Raw genomic sequence first — 19,513 nt, forward strand, 5'->3', positions numbered from 1 at the left:
TAAGCTTCTTAATTTTTACAGATAATGCATCAAATCAAGTATTTCGTCGAAAATCAAAATATAAATGTTGCATTTACATTTATAATGTTGCGATTATTTCATCTTAATTTTCAAAACCGTTACAGAGTAAGCAGGAAAATCATATTGAACTTTGTTTCCGATTACTTTAAATTCGCTTTCTTTCGGGCTGATTTTGGTCGGCGATGCAAAAGAATTTTCGTCATTTAAACCGTCTCCTTTTAAGGTTTCAGCAATTCCTTTTGAATCTAACCTTGCTCCTTTTAAATCAATTGAAACATTTTGTGGAGCCGAAGAAGTATTCACAATTTTTAAGATTACCTCCTTAGAATTCACATCTTTTACTGCAGAAGCAAACAAATCGTTTTGTCCAATTACAGCTTTTCCGTCTTTTGTAATGTTAATTAAATCGGTTCCTTTATTGTTTGAAAATAATTTCTGTACATAATAATTTGGAGTTCCGTAAGACTGCAAGTTGTTGAACCAAATCATGTCCGGCGTCCATTGCCAGCCTTCTTCATGCGCTAATAATGGCGCGTAAGAAGTCAATTGAACAACTTCTGCATTGCGTTCCATTCCTGTCATAAATGCGGCTTCAGAAAAAGCACATTCCCAGTTGTTTTTATTGTCCGGACTTGCAATTGCCACACTTTGTGCAGCATATTCTCCGGCAAAAATCTTTGGCCCTTTACGATCGTAATTGTCGTAACGCGTTACATTTTTACGAAACCATTCTGGATTTTTATAATAATGTTCATCAACGATTTCTGCATTGAGTTTTTTCAATTCTTTCATACCGTAATCGTAAAAATCTCCATCAGGAAATGGTCCCGTTCCTGAAACAATCGTGATGTTTGGATATTTGGTTTTGATGGCTTTTTGAAACACTTTAAAACGCTCGATATAGTCGGGTCCCCATTGTTCATTTCCAACTCCAATCATTTTTAAATTGAAAGGTTTTGGATGCCCCATTTCGGTTCTCAATTTCCCCCATTTTGTTTCTTCTCCGCCATTGGCGAATTCAATTAAATCTAAAGCATCCTGAACATAAGGATCAATTTGATCCATCGGAACTAATTCTCCGGTATTAAATTGACACGCCATTCCGCAACTTAAAATCGGAAGTGGTGAAGCACCAATATCTTCTGAAAGCTGGAAATATTCAAAGAATCCCAATCCGAAACTTTGGAAATAATCCGGCGCTGGACGGTGCGCAAATTCCATGTTCCAACGGTTTACTGCCGTTTCTCTGTCTTCTACTTTTCCAACCGATTTTTTCCATTGATAACGTTCTGCCAAAGTTCTTCCTTCCACAATACAACCGCCAGGGAAACGCAAAAATCCCGGTTTTAAATCGTATAATAATTGTACTAAATCTTTACGCAAACCGTTTTTTCTTCCTGCCCAGGTATCTTCTGGAAACAACGAAATATTGTCTAAATCAATTACGCCATTTCCTTCAAAAGTGATTTTTAATTTTGCTTTTGCTTCTGTTGCAGACGCTATTAATTGTGCGGAATAATCGGACCAATCTTTTGATGTTGGAACAACCGAAGTTTCTCCTAAAACTTTATTGTCTTTATCTATAAATTGAAATTTTATCTTCGAAATATTTCCAGATAATTTTGATGCTTTTAAGGTCAGATTGTATTTCAAATCTTTCTTGATTCCCATTCCTCTAAAACCGTCGTTGATTAATTCATAACCCGAAGCGTCGTTAATTGTTACTCGACAATAATTATGATTGGTTCCTTGTTGCGAATACTGAATAACATTAGCAATTCCGGATTGTTGATTTAGTTTGTGACGATCGCTGTTTGGCTCGTTCCAGCCCATCATCGGAAACAAAAATTCGAATGATCTGTTTTTGATCATTTCAGCGTATAATCCTCCGTCGGCCGCAAAGTTGATGTCTTCAAAAAACACCCCGTACATCGTTGGCTGTATTTTGGTTACAGTTTTTGAAACCTCAACTTGAAGATTATTTTTTTGTGCCGATGCTACAATGCTGCTAAATAATAGTCCGCAGATTGTCGCTTTTTTGATTAAATTTTGATTCATTCTGTTTTATTGTTTTGTGGTTTTTTGCCACGAATTACACTAATTTCTCGAATTTTTATGCTTTCCTGCAAGGTTTCCAAAACCTTGTAGGTATTATTATGTTTATAAAGTCTAAAAAATTAAACCTACAAGGTTTTGAAAACCTTGCAGGAATGAAATCCTACTTATAATCCAGCCAAACTTTCATTTTATTTACGCCTCGGTTTGACCATGAATAATATGGTATCGCTTTGAATTTTTCGTTTTCAATAACATTTACTCCGTTCAATAGATTTTCTTCTTTTTTTACTTTGAATGTATCTTTTGCACTGATATCTATTTTGTCGAAATTGTTTTTATTGTCTACTTCTTCAACCGCATAAACAATTGGTCCGTATTCTAAAGAAACTTTGTTTTTATTGGTTTCTACTTTTGAATTGGTTTCCACTTCCTGAACTTCCATTGGGAAATTAAGCGCGATTTTGTCTCCTTTTTTCCAAGTTCTTGTTAGGTTGAAATAACCATTTTCTGGTTGCATTGCGACAATTTCTCCATTAATAGTTATAGTTGGTTTTTGAGTTGAAGCTTTTTTATACGTATATAAATCTCCCGGCAAAACTTCATTTCTTGCCCAGCCCGGCACGCGAAGTTTTATGGTGAATTGGCTTTCTTTTTTTGGATTAACTGAAATTGCAATTTTTCCGTTCCAAGGATAAGAAGTTTGTTGCGAAATCTGTAAATCGGTTTTTCCTAAAGTGAAAGACGCGTTATTTGAAGCATATAAATTGACATACAAAACATCATTGGTTTTGGAATAAATCAATCCCGGAATCGATGGAATAAAACGAATCAAATTCGTCGGACAACAAGAGCAATCAAACCAAGCCTGACGCGTGCAAGAACCTCTGTTCGATTTAAAAACACCATCAGATTCTAAGGCGTTTGGATAAAAAAATTGTTTTCCGTCAAGCGAAATTCCCGAAATTAATCCGTTGTACATGGTTCTTTCTATAACATCAAAATATTCTGATTTCCCGTATAAATTATGCAGTCTATGGTTCCAATATACATCGCCGATTGCAGCACAGGTTTCGTTGTATGCGGTAAGATTTGGTAATTCGTAATTGGCTCCAAAAGCTTCTCCGTCGTGTCTTGATCCGATACCGCCTGTGATGTACATTTTTTTGTTCACCATATTATTCCATAAATTATTTACGGCATTTTCATAGGCTTTGTCTTTTGTTAAAGCCACAATATCGGTCATTCCAGCGTACATATAAACGGCTCTCACGGCGTGACCAACGACTTCGTTTTGCTGAATTACTGGAATATGATCTTGTGCATATTCGCCATATAATTTGTGATTTGCCGGATTTCCGCGATTGTCCAGGTAATATTTTGCGAGTTTTAGATACTCTTTGTTTCCGGTAATTTGATACAATTTCATCAAACCGGTTTCTACAATTTGATGCCCAGGAACTCCTTTTACCTGACCTGGATTATCACCAAAAGTTCGCACTAATAAATCGGCATTTTTGATGGCGATATCAAGGAAATTTCTTTTTCCTGTAGCTTCAAAATGTACAACCGCAGCTTCGATTAAATGTCCTGCATTATAACATTCGTGACTAATTTGTAACGATTCCCAGCGTCTTCCTTCAATTACTGGAACCCATTTTGCAGGCGGTTTTGCCGGATTTATAGTTCTCCATGTGGTTAAATAACCGTCTTTTTCCTGACCAATTTTTACAATCGCAATTAACGAATCTAAAACTCTTTCTAATTTCGGATTTGGTGCGCTGATTAAAGTGTTTGATGCGCCTTCGATTATTTTGTAAACGTCGGTATCGTCAAAAGGCATTTCACCTCTTACGGTTCCTGTTTTTTGTTTTCCTGCAATTAAGAAATTCTCAAAACGGCCTTCTTCATTACATTTCTGAATCGCGTATTGAATCGTAATTTCCTGCACTCTTTTAATAATCGGAAGCCAGAACGAATCATTCAATTTTACATTCTGAATGTTTACGGGTTCGATTTCATAACCCACTTTTATCGCCGAAGTTTTAGACGATTGTACGACATCATTTTTGGTCTCTTTACAGGAAATAAAGATCAAAAATGACAGGAAAATGGTAATAATATGGAAAGTATATTTTTTCATTATTTTGAATATTCTATTTTAAAACGGGCCATAAATCGGCATCCCAAGTCATTTCTTTTACTACCAATTTTGGCGTTCCGTTGGTTTTCTTTTCGTAGGCGTGATAAAAAATATAATCTTTTCCATCAAAAGTATAAGCGCTGTTATGGCCTACGCCAAAGTAATTTTCGTCGCCTTGAACTACAATGCTTCCACCACCTTCTGCTAACGATTTTCCTTCTTTATCCAAATAAGGTTCGGTTACATTTTTAGCTCTTCCTACGACCACTTTATAGGTGCTTTTTTCTCCGCGACAGCATAAATCCCAAGAAAGAAATTGATAATAATAGCCGTTTTTCTTAAAGATAAATGGAGCCTCAAGCGCGCCATCACCCGGATCTGAATCTGCTAATTCGAAAGTTCTTTTGCGTTTGGCAATCGTGTGCCATTCCTGTGGTTCTGCAATCGATTTTAAATCTGGATTTAATTTTACCAGTTTTAATCCTTCCCAAAAAGAACCGAATGATAACCACGGTGTATTGTTTTCATCAAAAACTAAATTCGGATCTATGGCGTTCCACATATCACGATTTGGATGTGACTGAATCACAATTCCCTGATCGACCCATTTGAAGTTTTTATCTTTTGGATCTAATGTTTTATTGATCGCAACGCCAATCGCCGATGTATTTTTCGCGAAAGCGGAAACGGAATAATACAGATAATATTGATTGTTATGAAATGAGATATCCGGCGCCCAAATATGATTTTTAAAATCGGCCGCAACGCCATCTGCCCAAACGGGTTTGTCTTTGAAAACGGGTGCTTCTTTATCCCATTTTTTTAAATCTTTAGAACTAAAAACACTGATTCCGTGACCTGTGCAAAACAGATAATACGTGTCTTTTTGTTTGATGACAACGGGATCGTGAACGACAATATCCTGCGCAAATGTTGTTGAAGCTATCAACATCATTAAAGTAGAAATGGCATATTTTATGTTTTTGTAAACCATATAAGTGATATAAGAAATTTAAGTTTGACCTTCGATTTCGGTGAGGCTGAAATTGTTCTGAATTTCTATTTGTTATTTTTTGCCACAGATTAAAAGGATTAAATTGATTTCTTTCTTTTCTAATCCTTTAATCTGACTTTATTTTAATTCACTTTTTTACCCCAGACTGGTAATCCTGCTGCATTAATTCCTGTGTAGCTTAAGGTTACTTTTCTGGTTGCTGTTTCCCAATCCCAAGCATCTGTTACGTTGCATTTTACTCCGTTTATAGTTGCTATTTTTTTGGTGGCATCGTACGACCAAACCCCGTTTACATCACCGCTTACTTTCTTGTCTGCTGTTAAATAAATGGTTACAGATTTCTGCATGGTTTTGTATTGATAATTCATCGTAATTTGTTCCCAGGTTCCTACCAAACTTCCTTCTGCAATTGTCGTCGCTGGAACTCCAGCATAACGTTCTGGTTCTACAACCGGCCAGCCGTCTTCTGTCCATTGAATGCCGTGAACATGTCCCATCATAACTGCGTTTGAAACTGCGATTCCGGCTACGCCTTCCGGTAAACGCGCTTGTGATGCGTAATACCATTGTTTGGTTGTTGGATTCTGAAAAACGGCACAATGCGAAAATCCAACCCAGCCTGTATGATTTTTAAACTGATACGGATGCGTTATCATCGGGAAACATTCTGCTCCTGTTGTAATGCTCATTCCTGTATTCGTTAGATAAGGGCCTAAAATACTTTTTGACCTCGCAACACGAGTATTGTACGCCACCGATAATTCATCATAAGCCAAAAACAAATAATAATATTGTGTGTCTGGATTGTAGATAATTTCAGGGCCTTCAAGTGCCTGCCAGCGGTTTGTGTTTACGTTACCGCGTCCTGCAATTCTAACTCCGTAATCGTCAATTGTTTTTAATTTGTCTGGTTTTCCGGTTGTCGGATTTAGTTTCAAAGCTGCAATTCCGGAATGCCAGGAACCGTAAATTAAATATTGTTCGCCTTCCGTAGTTTCTATAAAACTTGGATCTATGGCGTTGAATTTAAAATACGCGTCCCAATCGTTGCCTCCGTTTCGAATATAACTTTTTACACCGTCTGGTTCAGAACAAACCACCATTCCTTTGTCTGTCCAATTGTTTGAAGCTAAATCATCTGTTTCGGCTAAACCAATAAAGGCACGTTCTGACCAAGAAGTATTGGTGTCTGTTCCTGTAATTGGGTTTGTTACTACGATGCTGTAATACATTCTAAATTTATTGCCGACTTTACGCACACACGGCGCCCAATAGCCATAACTTGGATTTGTTATTGGAGGAAGAGCCGGATTCATTCTGGCTCTTTTATTGTTTAATGAATCTTTTACCCAAGCCGGAGCTGTTGTCATAGAAGATCCCATAAATTCCCAATTGATTAAATCTTTTGATCTTCTGTAGAAAAAATGTCCGTTGCCTTCGTGCGCATTTCCGTACGATGCATCGGTTTGATACATATAATAATAGTCTCCGGATTTTTCTACCGTTGGATCATGCACGTTGGCCAGATTCCATTGTGTTCTGTTTCCCCAGCTTGATATTGCTGTGTAATTATCGGCATACGTTGGCCCGGGAAAAGTTGGCACGACTACAACTGGCGGCGTAACTACAGGCGGTTCTGTTTCGTCCTTTGCTGGATCGTCACTGGAACAGCTGAGAACCGTAAGTGCTGTAAAAAACAGACTTATGTAAGTGGTTATTTTTAAAATCGAATTGGATCTTTTCATCTTTTTGCCTTTTATTTTCCTTCTAAAACAACCACTGAGAAAGGAGGAATGGTGATTTCAAGTTTTCCTTTTTTGTTTTCGAAACCTTTAAAAACTGTTGGCACAATTTTGTTTGGATTATCGAATGAATTGTAATCTTGTAATTTGGCCGATGTGATTATTGTTGCTGTGAAGTTTTTAACACCAAGTTCGTTTACATCAATTTCGATTTTATTTTTATTTTTTGCATCGATGTTTACTAACGAAATATGAACTGCGCCGCTTTTGTCTTTTGATGCTGATGCTGAAACTGCAGGAAGTGTTTCTCCATTAAAAGTATATAATGGCGATTGAAAACTTACCGGTAATAATTTAGCATCCTGATGTACAGCATACATTTTCATTACAGAATAGGTTGGCGTTGTAATCATTTTTGCTTTGTCTGTTAAGATTACAGCTTGCAAAACGTTTACACATTGCGCTAAGTTTGCCATTCTAACGCGTTCTGCATGGTTATTGAAAATGTTTAAAGTTGCTCCGGCCAAAACGGCATCTCTCATGGTGTTTTGCTGATATAAAAATCCCGGATTTGTTCCTTTTTCTACATCGTACCATCCGCCCCATTCGTCTACAATCATGGCAACTTTTTTCTCAGGATCGTATTTGTCCATAATAGCGGAATGTTTGGTAACCAATTCTTCCATTTTTAGGGCAGACTGCATAGTTTTGAAATATCCTTCTTCAGAAAAATCTCTGTCGCTTCCTTTTTTCTCCCAGTTAATAACAGCATAATGATGCACTCCAAGTCCGCCTAACATATTTAACGGAATGTTTTTCATCAAAACTTCTGTCCAATTATAATCGGAACTGTTTGATCCAGATGCAATTCGTGTAATGCCGCCGGTATTTTCCCAATCCGACATAAATGTGGCAAACTTGCGGTATTCTCCAGCATAATATTCTGCCGTCATATTGCCGCCGCAACCCCAGGCTTCGTTTCCGATTCCCCAGAATTTAACTTTCCACGGTTCTGTTCTTCCGTTCTTTTTACGAAGATCACTCATCGGACTTTTTCCACTGAAATTCGTGTACTGAACCCAGTCAGCCAATTCTTGAACGGTTCCGCTTCCTACGTTTCCAGATAAATAAGGTTCTGCGCCAAGAAGTTCGCACATATTAAGGAAATCGTGTGTTCCAAAACTGTTGTCTTCTGTTACGCCTCCCCACCATTTGTTTACAATAGTTGGTCTTTCTTGTTGCGGTCCAATTCCGTCTTTCCAATGGTACGTATCGGCGAAACATCCGCCCGGCCATCTTAGGTTTGGAATTTTTAATTCTTTTAAAGCTTTAACAATATCATTTCTAACTCCTTTTGTGTTTGGAATTTTCGAAGTATCTCCAACAAAAAATCCGCCGTAAATACAGCGTCCCAAATGTTCGGCAAAATGTCCGTAGATATTTTTGTTGATTGTTGGAGCATCAGCATTGTTTTTTACAGCAATAACTGTGGTCTGATTTTGAGCAAAATTCGCTTGATTACAAAGGGCAAATAGAAATGTGATTAAGAGTGTTTTTTTCATAGTGGTTTTATGTTACAATATCATGTGAAGATTTTTAAGCCTCCACATGATATCAGGTATTCTAACTAACTCAAATAAATATTTTATTTTTAATAACTGTCGTTTTGTTTGGTTCCGGGATTATTGTCCATTTCTAATTGCGGAATTGGATAATATTCTCTTCCTGCTGTATAAGAATTAAATTCTGCATCTCTTGTTTTTAACCAAGCCAATTTGGCTGCATCCTGAAGCCATCCCCAACGACGGATATCATCAAAACGGTGTCCTTCAAGCGGGAATTCTAAGAATCTTTCGTGACCAATTTGTTCTCTCATTTGTGCTTGTGTCATTCCCGGTTTTGTAACTGCCAAATCTGGAAGTCCAACTCTGTTTCTTACCATTTGAATATAAGTGTAAGCTCCCGGAGTATCTCCTGTTTCGTTTAAAGTTTCTGCATACATTAACAGAATGTCGGCGTAACGTAATAAACGCTCGTTGATTCCAGAACGCCAATCGTATTCGTCTGCAAATTCTCCATCAGAATTTTGGTATTTTCTACAGAAAATATCATTTAAATCTGCCGGACTTGAGGCGTAGAATGTGGCAAAATCTTTACCGTATAATTTGGTTCCCGGTTTGTTATAGAACATTGTGGCGTCTAAACGAGGATCAAGATCTCCTGTTTTTGTTTTTTCGTCATGAAATTCATTAAACAATGTCCAAGACGGCTGCACGTCTGTCCATCCAAAAGCTCTTGGTGCATAGGTGATTGCTCTCGCAGATGTTTTTCCCCAGCCAGAAGCAGGCGCACCGCCCCAGCCTAAATCAACTCCGCCGGCATCTCTGCTAAATTGAACTTCAAAAAGAGATTCCAGATTATTTTCATTTGCTGTTGTAAAGTTGTCACGGTAATTGGGTACTAAAGAATAAACTCCAAGATCTATTACTTGTTTAAAAGTCGTTTTAGCATTTGCAAAATCTTTAGTAAATAAATACGCTTTTCCTAAATATCCTAAAGCTGCACCTTTTGTAGCACGGCCTTTTTGGCCTGCATCTAATCCTGTTACGCCAGCATAAGAAGTTGGTAATAATTCTGCTGCGGTTTTAAAATCAGAGATAACTTGTGCCCATCCTTCTTCATTTGTTTTTTGAGGATAATAAACAGCAAGTTCTGTTGGCAATGGTACACTTTTGAACAAGTTTACAGCGTGAAAAAAGTATAATCCTCTTAGAAAATACGCTTGTCCTAAAATTCTATTTTTAAGTGCAGTATCTGCCATTGCGATATCCGGAACTTTTTCTAAAACCTGATTGGCACGATAAATTCCCTGATAATACGTTTCATAAGCCCAGCCGTATATAGCGGCATCTGCCACATTAGAGTTAAAATGACCCGCATTGTACATAGATCCCCAAGGGCTGTTTGTACGCGCATCGTCTGCTCTGGCATCTAATAATAATGGTGTACTTCTCATGTAAGTTCCATCTGTTAGTAAACTTCCGTAAGCTGCGTTTACACCCTGAATTGCATCTGCATCTGTTTTCCAGAAAGAATCTACTGCATTATTATTAGGATCCAGTTGTTCTAAGTCTTCGTTCTCCACACAGCTTGTTGTTACCAAAGCCACAGAAAAGAAAACTGTTATATAGTTAAATATTTTATATTTCATTTTAATACTTTTTTAATGGGTTAAACCAGTTTAGAAATTTACTTCTACTCCTAAAGAAATTGTTCTTGGATTAGGAAGAGATCCTGCATCATATCCTCTTGAGATCAATCCTTCGCTGTTAAAGTCTGGATCGTAACCTTTATACTTTGAAATAATCAATAGGTTTTGACCGTTTAGATAAACTTTTGCTTTTTGAATGAATTTATCTTTTAAAGGAATGTTATAACCAATTTCCATGGTTTGTAACTTAACATAATCACCGCTTTCGATGAATCTGTTAGAATCTCTGCTGTTTCCATTAGGATCACCAATAACTGGCGCTGGAACATTTGTATTTGTGTTTGTAGGTGTCCAATAATTCAATTCGTCTGTGTGATGATTTGTATATTGTCCAATCATCAAATTACGATACATAGCATTAAACACTTTATTGCCTCCGGCTCCCTGCCAAAACATAGAGAAATCAAAGTTTGAATACGAAGCGCTAAAATTTAACCCAAAACCGTATTTAGGAATTGTTACACCCTGAAAAGTTCTGTCGGCATCTGTAATTTTGCCATCATTATTTACATCTCTAAATTTAACATCACCCGGAGCTGCACCAGTTTGGGTTGGAGAAGAAGCTACCTCAGCCGCGTTTTGAAAAATACCAATAGCTTCCCAAGCAAACATTTCGCCTACAGATCTTCCTACTTCGGTTTTAGAAACGGCTCCATAAATTGGGTTACCGTTTATTCCGATTTTTGTAACCTCATTTTTTAAAGTTCCAAAGTTCCCAGAAATATCATATTTAAATTTGTTGTGGTGATTGCTGTAAGATGCTGTAAATTCAACACCTGAGTTTTGCATCGATCCTGCATTGGTTGTGATATTGGCCGGAAAAGCTCCTGTAGAATACGGAATTGGCACTCCCAATAATAAATCAGTTGATTTCTTCATGAAATATTCTGCCGTAAATTGTAAATCATTATTTAAGAATCCTAATTCCAATCCCACATTTGTACTAGATGTTTTTTCCCAGTGCACATTTGGATCTACTGCACTTACTACAGTTGTTCCCGGAGCTAATGCATTATTAAAATCATAACCTGCAAAGCTGTTTACTGTTGATGCAAAAAAGTATTGCGGAATTGTATTGTTACCAATTGTTCCGTAACCTCCTCTAAGTTTAATGTTGCTAACCCAAGATGGTAAGTGTATAAATTTCTCGTTGCTGATTTTCCATCCTCCAGAAAAAGAATAGAAATTTGCTGAGTTATTTATTTTGCTAAAAAGTGAGGTTTTGTCTTGTCTAAAATTTGCCTGAACTAAATAGCGGTCATCAAAAGAATAATTTAATCTGCTGATGTATGAGATTCCCGTAATAGTAAATTTATATTCTGAAGCATTTCTTGCGTCTGCATACTGGAGCATGCTGATTTCGCCCGGTTCATAACCAACACCTCTTGTTGTAATACTATGATTGTCTCGTCTTTCCTGAATCCATCCGGCTAAAGCGTCAAATTTATGTTTGCCAAGAGAAACTTCATAAGTTAGAATATTATTCAAAAATGTTCTTAGTTCATTTCCGGTTGTAATATCTAATGATGCTTCGTCATTTGTCGTAATGTAATACCAGCCTAAATCACTTGGCGGAATAAACTTTCTGTTTTCCCAGTCGGTTCTGTCGTAACTTATATCAAGTTTATATTTAAGACCTTTTACGATCTCAATTTCTCCCCAGACATCACCTAGGAAACGATTTCTTTTACCGCTGTTTTCTATAAGATTATTGTATCCGATTGGATTCATCGAAATGGCTCTCTGCGTCAAATTGTCTGTTCCTCCGTAACCGCCAAGTCTATTAGCATCATAAACGGGCATTGTTGGAACTGCTCCTAAAATATCACTGATAACCGTTTGACCAACATTGTATTCATTAAAAATTTCTTTATCAGATTGGGTATAACCCATTTTTACGCCGTATTTGAATTTTCCTTTTTTTCCATTCAAATTCAAATTTGTCGACAATCTCTCATAATCCTGAGGTGTTCTAATGTAGCTGGTGTTTTTAAAATAATCAACATTAAAATTATATGCGATATTATCTGCGCCTCCTGTAAAAGTCAGTGCTTGATTTTGAACAACTCCTGTCTGTAGCGCTTCTTTCTGCCAGTCTGTGTTAACATTAGAAATATACGAAGGACTTGTAGGATCATTTCCCGGTGCAATACTTACCGCAACTCCAGCACGAATATCTCTGTTACGTTCTGCTTCGCTTGTAATTTTCTGATAACCCGCACGGTCTGTTACATCCCATTTTTTTGCTACGTTCTGAAGACCAACAATAGACTTAAATTTAACTTCCATTTTGCCCGCTTTTCCTTTTTTAGTCGTAATAATTACAACTCCATTGGCACCGCGAACTCCATAAATTGCGGCAGAAGATGCATCTTTAAGCACCTGCATAGATTCAATTTCTCCCGGAGCAAAATCGTAAGGAGCATCCACCATAATTCCATCAATAATAAAAAGAGGGTTGTTGTTTGTAAAAGAAGTTATCCCTCTAATTTTGATGTTTACAAAACCTCCCGGTTCTCCAGACGACTGCACGGTAACGCCCGGAACTTGTCCCTGAAGCATTTTTGCAGCATCATACGTTACTGTCTTTTTAGCAGATTCCATGTTTACAACACTTACAGATCCAGTCAAATCTGCTTTCTTTTGCGTTCCGTAACCAATAACAACTACCTCGTTTAGTTTGTTAGTGTCTTCGTTTAATGCGACATCCACTTTAGATTGATTTCCTAGTGTTATTTCTTTATTTTGAAATCCTATAAATGAAAAAACTAAAACATCGTTTGGTGATGCTTTAATCGAATATTCTCCATCAAAACCTGTTGTAGAAACAGTTTTGGTTCCTTTGATCATAATGTTAACACCCGGCAATGGTAATTGGTCTTGTGCCGAGGTAACAACTCCGGTAATTACTCTGCCTTGAGCCGACATTTCATTAACAGAAAATAATAGCATAAAGAATGCTATAAGCCATTCTTTTTTAGGCAATAAAAAATTGCAATAAAAAGATAATCTTTGGTTTGTTATCATATTGGTTGGTTTAAGGTTGGTTAGTCTGTGGTTATAAGTGTTGTTTTCACATTTGTAAATTTAAATAAAAAAAAAAGTGCTAAACAAATTAATATCACAAAAAAAGTGAAGAAAAAAAACGCATATCGTAATTTAAGTGTGTTTTTGACATTTAAAAATTTAGCGTTATTTTCAAAAAGCGAGGACTTTTTTGAAAGTTAATTGTGTAAAATTTACACTTTTTATCTAAACACCACTTTTTAATCAAAAAAATGCAACTAAAAATTGTTAAGAAAAATTTGTCTTTTTTTTATAATTTTAAAAGAAATAAAATTATTTTTTTGTAGTAAAATACTTTGTTTTTGTTTTAGATTTATTAATTTCGAATAATTTTTTTAAAAATAGTGTCCTGTAACTGTCCTGTTTTTGTCTTAAAAAGATCATAAAAAAATTTCGGCGTCACTTTTTATTAAAAATTATTTTTTTTAACTGTATTTTTGAATATCTAATTAATGTAAGTGTAAAATCTACATTAATAAATTATGAAACATATTAGGAAGTTTATATATTTACAAACAAAAAACAGAATATGCTAAACAGTTATAGCTCTGCCGATAAGGTTTTATTAGCGGTAGATTGTATCATTTTTGGGTTCGACCACCAAGGATTGAAAATACTTTTGATTAAAAGAGATTTTGCCCCAGAAAAGGGAAAATGGTCTTTGATCGGAGGGTTTTTAAAGCGTGATGAAGTGCTAGACAATGCTGCCATTAGAATTTTAAATACATATACAGGTTTAAACGATATATATATGGAGCAGTTGTATGCTTACAGTGATATTGATCGTGACCCTGTAGAAAGAACCATTTCGGTTTCGTATTATGCCTTGATTAATATTGAGAACCACAATGCCGAAATGATCCAGAATTACCACGCAGAATGGTTTAGTATAAACGATATGCCAAAATTAATTTTTGACCACGACGAAATGGTGCATTACGCCGTGAGAAGACTTCGTTACAGAACTTCTATAAAACCAATTGGTTTTGAATTACTGCCGGAAAAATTTACAATGCGTCAGTTATTAGAATTATACGAAGCGATTTTGAGTAAAGAATTAGACAAACGAAACTTTATCAGTAAAATCAATTCTTTAGAAATCTTAAATAAGCTGGATGAAAAAGATATGCAGTCTTCCAGAAAAGGATCTTATCTGTATACTTTTAATAAAGAAAAATACGAAGAAAAATTACTCAACGATTTTGTGTTGAATTTATAATTTTTTTTTGGCCACAGATTGTACGGATTAAAGGGATTTTCGCTGATAATTTTTTTTAAAATAAAACCCTCGCAGATTTTGCAGATTAAGCGGATTAAAAAAATCTCCTAAATCTGCAAAATCTGCGAGAAAAGAAAACTCTCTAAAAAAATCTCCTAAGTCTGCGGGAAAAGAAAACTCTCTTAAAAAAATAAAACCCTGAAAGTGTACAGCTTTTAGGGTTTTTTTTCTTCAATAAACTACTAATTAAATAACTAAATCTTTCCTTATTTAAGCCGTTTTATAAAATTTGGAAACCAAACAAATAAAATAAGTGTAAAATTTACATTTGCAAATGTAAGCAAAATTGTTTTACAAAACCAAAAAATGTATTCTTATTTTTTTTACAAATAATGTATTGATTTACCCGATAAAAATAATTTTACTTGTGATATAAACAATCATAAGCAAAAAACACTAATTAAAAATTTTAAAGAGAACGCCGCATTGTTAATGACGATTTGTTTTCTATTTGCTCTTTTGTACCGTTTAAAACCATGTCGGCAAGGATCTTTCCCATCAATTCAAAATGAGTAGAAATAGTTGTAATTCCGTTGGCGACAATCTTCTTTAGCGGCGTTTCGTTGTAGGAGATAATTCCAAAATCGCTTCCTAGTTTTAAATTCTGATTTCCGGCATTTTCAATCACGCGAACCAAATCCCGATCATTCGGAATCACATACAAATCTCCTTGCGTTATTTCGCGATTGGTAAATTCTGTGATAATTTCATTTTCAAAATTATATTTCTCACAAAAAGCCTCAAAACCCAGTTTCATACCAAGTGGTTCTCTAAAACCAGGGAAAATCAAAATCAGTTTTTTGTATTTATTCAATCCTTTTTTTGCTTTAAGCAGTCCTTCAAAAATATCTTTTTGATGATTTTGATAAATCGCAGGATACATATTTAGCTCCGGATTGGTCTGATCTAGTATAATTACATCATTTACTGGTAGGGTTTTTATCAAATCTGTCACATCATTTAAGTCCGTCGGCATAATTATATATTTCGTATAATTTCCGTTACTGTCATTTACGAGTTTTTTGAAAACCTGAATATTAAAATGGTGAAAGAAAATATCAACCTGGACATCTTTTCCGATGTGTTTTAAAAACGAATTATAAATGTCTTCTTTAAAAATATTTAATTCATCAAATAATAAGAAAACCTTCTGTCTTATAGTGATTTCAATGCTTTTCACGTAATAACCCTTTCCGGGAATGGCATAAATAATCCCTCTTTTTTTGAGTTCTTCGTACGCCAGCAAAACCGTATCGCGCGATATAGAATACGCCAGACAGACTTTATTAACCGACGGAAGCCGATCGCCTTTTATTAACTTTTCTTCTTCGATTGCTTTCTCTATTGAAAGAATTATCTGCCTATATTTTGGAAGTCCTATATTATTTTGTACAGAAATTACATTCATAAAAATTAAATTTTTTGTGCAAGATACAAAAACTGGTGGGTACTGGTATGTCTTTATAACAAATGTTTCTATTTTTGGATTTCATTTTTGGTAAAAATATTATGAAATTAAAACACATATCGCATTTACAGAACCAATCTAGTTCTAAATTGTTTGGTTTAATGCCTGATAATGAAGAAATTTATTCTTTTGAATTGGCGAACAAAAACGGAATGAAACTTAAGGTTATCAATTATGGCGCAACGGTAACTTCTTTGCAAGTACCGCTTTCTGATGGTAAACTGGTAGATGTTGTTTTAGGTTTTGATAATCTTCAGTCTTATTTAGATTCTTATAATCTGCCAAGCGCTCCTTATTTTGGAACTACAGTTGGCCGTTATGCCGGAAGAATTCATAATGCTTCTTTTACTTTAAATAATAAAACGTTTCAACTTACCGGAAATAATAACGGAAATACCCTGCACGGCGGTCCTTTTGGTTTTGGAAGAAAAGCATGGCAGGTTACAGATATAACAACTGGCGAAAATCCGTCTATTACTTTTGGTCTTTTAAGCGAAGATTTAGACGAAAATTTCCCAGGCGAAATGCACGTTTACTTAACGTATACGGTAACGGAACAAAACGAATTAAAATTAGAATACAAAGCGACCTCTACAGAAGATACGGTTATTAACTTAACGCATCACAGTTATTTTAATTTAAATGGTCATGATTCTACGGTTTTAGATCAGGAAATGTTTATCAAAGCCGCTAAAATGCTGGAAACAGATGCAAACAATATTCCGACAGGAAATTTTACAGATTTAACCAATCATGAATTCGATTTTAGAACAGCAAAAAAATGTCCGTTCCCGATTGACAATTCTTTTGTAATTAACTCTAAAAATGAAATTGCTGCAAAATTAATCAGTTCAAAAAACAATTTGCAGATGAATGTTTACACCGATCAGCCAAGCGTTCATATATATGTTGGAGGAAATTGTTTTAATACTTTAAAAGGAAAAGAAAACATTGATTACAATGCTCAAAGCGGGATTTGTTTTGAAACTCAAAATTTTCCAGATGCACCAAATCAAGAACATTTTCCGAATGCTGTTCTGAAAAAAGGAGAGCAGTATTCTCAAAAAACGATTTACAAATTTGAAAATATCGCTTAATAAACTCACCAAAAATACTATCACAACTATACTATAATGAATGCTATTTTAATACAAAATACAACTGCTTTTTTTGAAAAATCTTTTGGAGCTGCTCCTCAAAAAGTGGTTCTTTCTCCGGGAAGAATTAATATTATCGGCGAACATATTGACTACAATGATGGTTATGTTTTACCGGCTGCAATTGACAAAGTAATTTGTTTTGCTTTCGAAAAAAGCAATTCAAAAAAATCTAAAATCATTGCTATTGATTTAAATGAAGAATTTGAAATTGATTTAACGCAGGAAATAAAATTGAGCGATGCTGTCTGGACGAATTACATTCGCGGCGTAATCAAACAATTACAGGACAATGGTTTTTCTTTTGAAGGTTTTAATTGTGTTTTCAGCAGTAATATTCCGGTTGGATCTGGATTATCATCTTCTGCAGCGTTAGAATGCGGTACGATTTTCGGAATTGCATCTCTTTTTGATTTAGAAATTGGTAAAAAAGAAATTTCATTATTAGGACAAAAAGCAGAGCACTGGGTTGGTATTAACTGCGGTATTATGGATCAGTTTTCGAGCGTACATGGTCTTGAAAATAAAGTAATCAAATTAGACTGCAATACTTTAGAATACGAATATCACAATGCAGATTTCAAAGATTATTCTTTGATCTTGATGGACAGTAATGTAAAACATTCGCTTTTTACATCAGAATATAATACAAGAAGAATTGAATGCGAAGAAGGTTTAGCAATCATTAAATCTCATTTCCCAGCTGTAAAAAGTTTTAGGGATTGTACTGAAGAACAAGTAGTAAGCCTTCAGGACAAAATGAGCGAAAAAGTTTTTAGCCGAGTACATTTTGTTGTGAAAGAAATTAACCGGGTTATTAAAGCTTGTGATGCTTTGGACAAAGGAAATATAGAACTTTTAGGACAATTACTTTTTGAAACGCATTATGGTTTATCGCAAGAATATGAAGTGAGCTGCGAAGAGCTAGACATGCTTGTAGATACCGCAAAAGCTGATAATGCGATAATTGGTTCTCGTTTAATGGGCGGCGGTTTTGGCGGCTGCACAATTAATTTAATCAAAAAAGGACATGAAAATGAGGTTAAAAGTAAGTTTTCAAATCTTTATTTAGATACATTTGGGATCGAGTTAAAATTTTATGATGTAAAAATCTCAAACGGAACAACATTACTTTAATACCACTACCATTACAATGAAAAACTTTGACATTAACGAAGATCCGCACAGACGTTTCAATCCATTAATAAACGAATGGGTTTTGGTGTCACCGCATCGTGCAAAACGTCCTTGGCAGGGACAAAACGAAACTATTTCTACCGAGACTTTACCAAAGTACGACCCAACCTGTTATTTATGTCCGGGAAATGTTCGTGCAAACGGAGTAAATAATCCGGCTTACGAAAACAGTTTTGTATTCGAAAATGATTTTGCTGCTATGAAGCAGGACGAAATTATTTTTGAAGAAGATATCAAACATACTTTTTTTAAAGCAAAACCCGAACAGGGAATTTCGCGAGTAGTTTGTTTTTCGCCAAGACACGATCTTACTTTACCAGAAATGGAAATTGAAGGAATCGAAAATATCATTAAAACCTGGCAGAAAGAATATACCGATTTAGGAAATATAAAATACATCAACCACGTTCAGATTTTTGAAAATAAAGGAAGTGTAATGGGTTGCAGTAACCCGCACCCGCACGGACAAATCTGGGCACAGTCTTCTTTACCAACTCAGGTTGAGAAAACACAAAACAGCTTAAAATCTTATTACGACAAAAACAAAAGAACACTTTTGGAAGATTATGTTCAGGCCGAATTAAAATCTGGAGAACGTATCGTAATCGAAAACGATCATTTTGTGGCGCTTGTTCCGTTTTGGGCAATCTGGCCTTACGAAACTATGATTGTGAGCAAAAGAGCGGTTAACAAAATTACCAGTTTTACTGACGAAGAAAGTACCGCTTTCGCGAAAATTCTAAAGCAGTTAACTACAAAATACGACAATTTATTCAGCACTTCATTTCCGTATTCTTCTGGAATTCATCAATCGCCAACAGACGGTTTTGAGCATCCGGAATGGCATTTTCACATGCATTTTTATCCGCCATTGTTAAGATCGGCAACGGTTAAAAAATTCATGGTTGGTTATGAAATGTTAGGAGAATCGCAGCGTGATATTACACCTGAAAAAAGTGCCGAAATTTTAAGACAACAATCTGAAGTACATTATAAGAGTTTAGTAAAAATGGGTTAAATTTTATTTTTTTGAAAATGAAGGTCAAAATTTAACAGAATAATTAAACTACAAATGTAAAAAACACATTTGTAAAGCGCG

The 19,513-nt window shown here is 35.4% G+C and carries 12 protein-coding genes; 4 read left to right on the forward strand and 8 right to left on the reverse strand.

Annotated features, from left to right (window positions below; translation table 11 throughout):
• Window positions 1-93: 93 nt before the first annotated feature.
• The 7 genes from EV144_RS09950 to EV144_RS09980 form a co-directional block, all read right to left on the reverse strand.
• Window positions 94-2,079 (reverse strand): alpha-L-arabinofuranosidase C-terminal domain-containing protein, encoded by a 1,986-nt coding sequence (locus tag EV144_RS09950; protein ID WP_134148415.1) that lies wholly within the window; start codon window positions 2,077-2,079, stop codon window positions 94-96.
• Window positions 2,080-2,239: 160 nt separating this feature from the next.
• Entirely contained in the window at window positions 2,240-4,219 is a 1,980-nt protein-coding gene (locus EV144_RS09955; RefSeq protein ID WP_134148417.1) for a glycoside hydrolase family 127 protein, read from the reverse strand.
• 13 nt (window positions 4,220-4,232) lie between these two features.
• A complete protein-coding gene (locus EV144_RS09960) occupies window positions 4,233-5,213 on the reverse strand; it encodes an arabinan endo-1,5-alpha-L-arabinosidase (RefSeq protein WP_243854648.1) in 981 nt (326 codons plus the stop codon).
• A gap of 143 nt (window positions 5,214-5,356) precedes the next feature.
• Window positions 5,357-6,979, reverse strand: coding sequence for an arabinan endo-1,5-alpha-L-arabinosidase (locus EV144_RS09965; protein ID WP_134148418.1), 1,623 nt, complete (start codon window positions 6,977-6,979; stop codon window positions 5,357-5,359).
• 11 nt (window positions 6,980-6,990) lie between these two features.
• A complete protein-coding gene (locus tag EV144_RS09970) occupies window positions 6,991-8,538 on the reverse strand; it encodes an alpha-N-arabinofuranosidase (RefSeq protein ID WP_134148419.1) in 1,548 nt (515 codons plus the stop codon).
• 89 nt (window positions 8,539-8,627) lie between these two features.
• Window positions 8,628-10,187 (reverse strand): RagB/SusD family nutrient uptake outer membrane protein, encoded by a 1,560-nt coding sequence (locus EV144_RS09975; protein ID WP_134148421.1) that lies wholly within the window; start codon window positions 10,185-10,187, stop codon window positions 8,628-8,630.
• A 30-nt stretch (window positions 10,188-10,217) separates the two neighbouring features.
• Window positions 10,218-13,274: a SusC/RagA family TonB-linked outer membrane protein gene (locus EV144_RS09980; RefSeq protein ID WP_134148422.1), complete on the reverse strand. Its 3,057-nt coding sequence runs from the start codon at window positions 13,272-13,274 to the stop codon at window positions 10,218-10,220.
• A 568-nt stretch (window positions 13,275-13,842) separates the two neighbouring features.
• Here EV144_RS09980 and EV144_RS09985 point away from each other — a divergent pair.
• Window positions 13,843-14,532, forward strand: coding sequence for an NUDIX hydrolase (locus tag EV144_RS09985; RefSeq protein ID WP_134148424.1), 690 nt, complete (start codon window positions 13,843-13,845; stop codon window positions 14,530-14,532).
• A 469-nt stretch (window positions 14,533-15,001) separates the two neighbouring features.
• On the opposite strand, the gene EV144_RS09990 is transcribed toward EV144_RS09985, so the two are convergent.
• Entirely contained in the window at window positions 15,002-16,000 is a 999-nt protein-coding gene (locus EV144_RS09990; RefSeq protein WP_134148425.1) for a GntR family transcriptional regulator, read from the reverse strand.
• A 101-nt stretch (window positions 16,001-16,101) separates the two neighbouring features.
• Between EV144_RS09990 and EV144_RS09995 the strand changes: the two genes are divergently transcribed.
• Genes EV144_RS09995 through EV144_RS10005 form a run of 3 tightly spaced genes read left to right on the forward strand, consistent with a single transcriptional unit; the run spans window position 16,102 to window position 19,432 of the window.
• Window positions 16,102-17,157 (forward strand): aldose epimerase family protein, encoded by a 1,056-nt coding sequence (locus EV144_RS09995; protein ID WP_134148426.1) that lies wholly within the window; start codon window positions 16,102-16,104, stop codon window positions 17,155-17,157.
• A gap of 36 nt (window positions 17,158-17,193) precedes the next feature.
• On the forward strand, window positions 17,194-18,354 hold the full coding sequence (gene galK, locus EV144_RS10000) for a galactokinase (RefSeq protein WP_134148428.1): 1,161 nt from the start codon (window positions 17,194-17,196) through the stop codon (window positions 18,352-18,354).
• Between the two features lie 16 nt (window positions 18,355-18,370).
• Window positions 18,371-19,432, forward strand: a complete 1,062-nt coding sequence (locus EV144_RS10005) for a UDP-glucose--hexose-1-phosphate uridylyltransferase (RefSeq protein ID WP_134148429.1) — start codon at window positions 18,371-18,373, stop codon at window positions 19,430-19,432.
• Window positions 19,433-19,513: the final 81 nt, after the last annotated feature.

Origin of the sequence: Flavobacterium sp. 270, from assembly GCF_004368785.1 — a bacterium.
Lineage (GTDB): Bacteria > Bacteroidota > Bacteroidia > Flavobacteriales > Flavobacteriaceae > Flavobacterium.

Bases quoted from the DNA above. Each gene is read 5' to 3' on its own strand.
- EV144_RS09970 (WP_134148419.1), bottom strand. From the start codon at position 8,538: ATGAAAAAAACACTCTTAATCACATTTCTATTTGCCCTTTGTAATCAA.
- EV144_RS09960 (WP_243854648.1), bottom strand. From the start codon at position 5,213: ATGGTTTACAAAAACATAAAATATGCCATTTCTACTTTAATGATGTTG.
- EV144_RS09995 (WP_134148426.1), top strand. From the start codon at position 16,102: ATGAAATTAAAACACATATCGCATTTACAGAACCAATCTAGTTCTAAA.
- EV144_RS09950 (WP_134148415.1), bottom strand. From the start codon at position 2,079: ATGAATCAAAATTTAATCAAAAAAGCGACAATCTGCGGACTATTATTT.
- EV144_RS09990 (WP_134148425.1), bottom strand. From the start codon at position 16,000: ATGAATGTAATTTCTGTACAAAATAATATAGGACTTCCAAAATATAGG.
- EV144_RS09965 (WP_134148418.1), bottom strand. From the start codon at position 6,979: ATGAAAAGATCCAATTCGATTTTAAAAATAACCACTTACATAAGTCTG.
- EV144_RS09975 (WP_134148421.1), bottom strand. From the start codon at position 10,187: ATGAAATATAAAATATTTAACTATATAACAGTTTTCTTTTCTGTGGCT.
- EV144_RS09985 (WP_134148424.1), top strand. From the start codon at position 13,843: ATGCTAAACAGTTATAGCTCTGCCGATAAGGTTTTATTAGCGGTAGAT.
- EV144_RS09955 (WP_134148417.1), bottom strand. From the start codon at position 4,219: ATGAAAAAATATACTTTCCATATTATTACCATTTTCCTGTCATTTTTG.
- galK (WP_134148428.1), top strand. From the start codon at position 17,194: ATGAATGCTATTTTAATACAAAATACAACTGCTTTTTTTGAAAAATCT.
- EV144_RS09980 (WP_134148422.1), bottom strand. From the start codon at position 13,274: ATGATAACAAACCAAAGATTATCTTTTTATTGCAATTTTTTATTGCCT.
- EV144_RS10005 (WP_134148429.1), top strand. From the start codon at position 18,371: ATGAAAAACTTTGACATTAACGAAGATCCGCACAGACGTTTCAATCCA.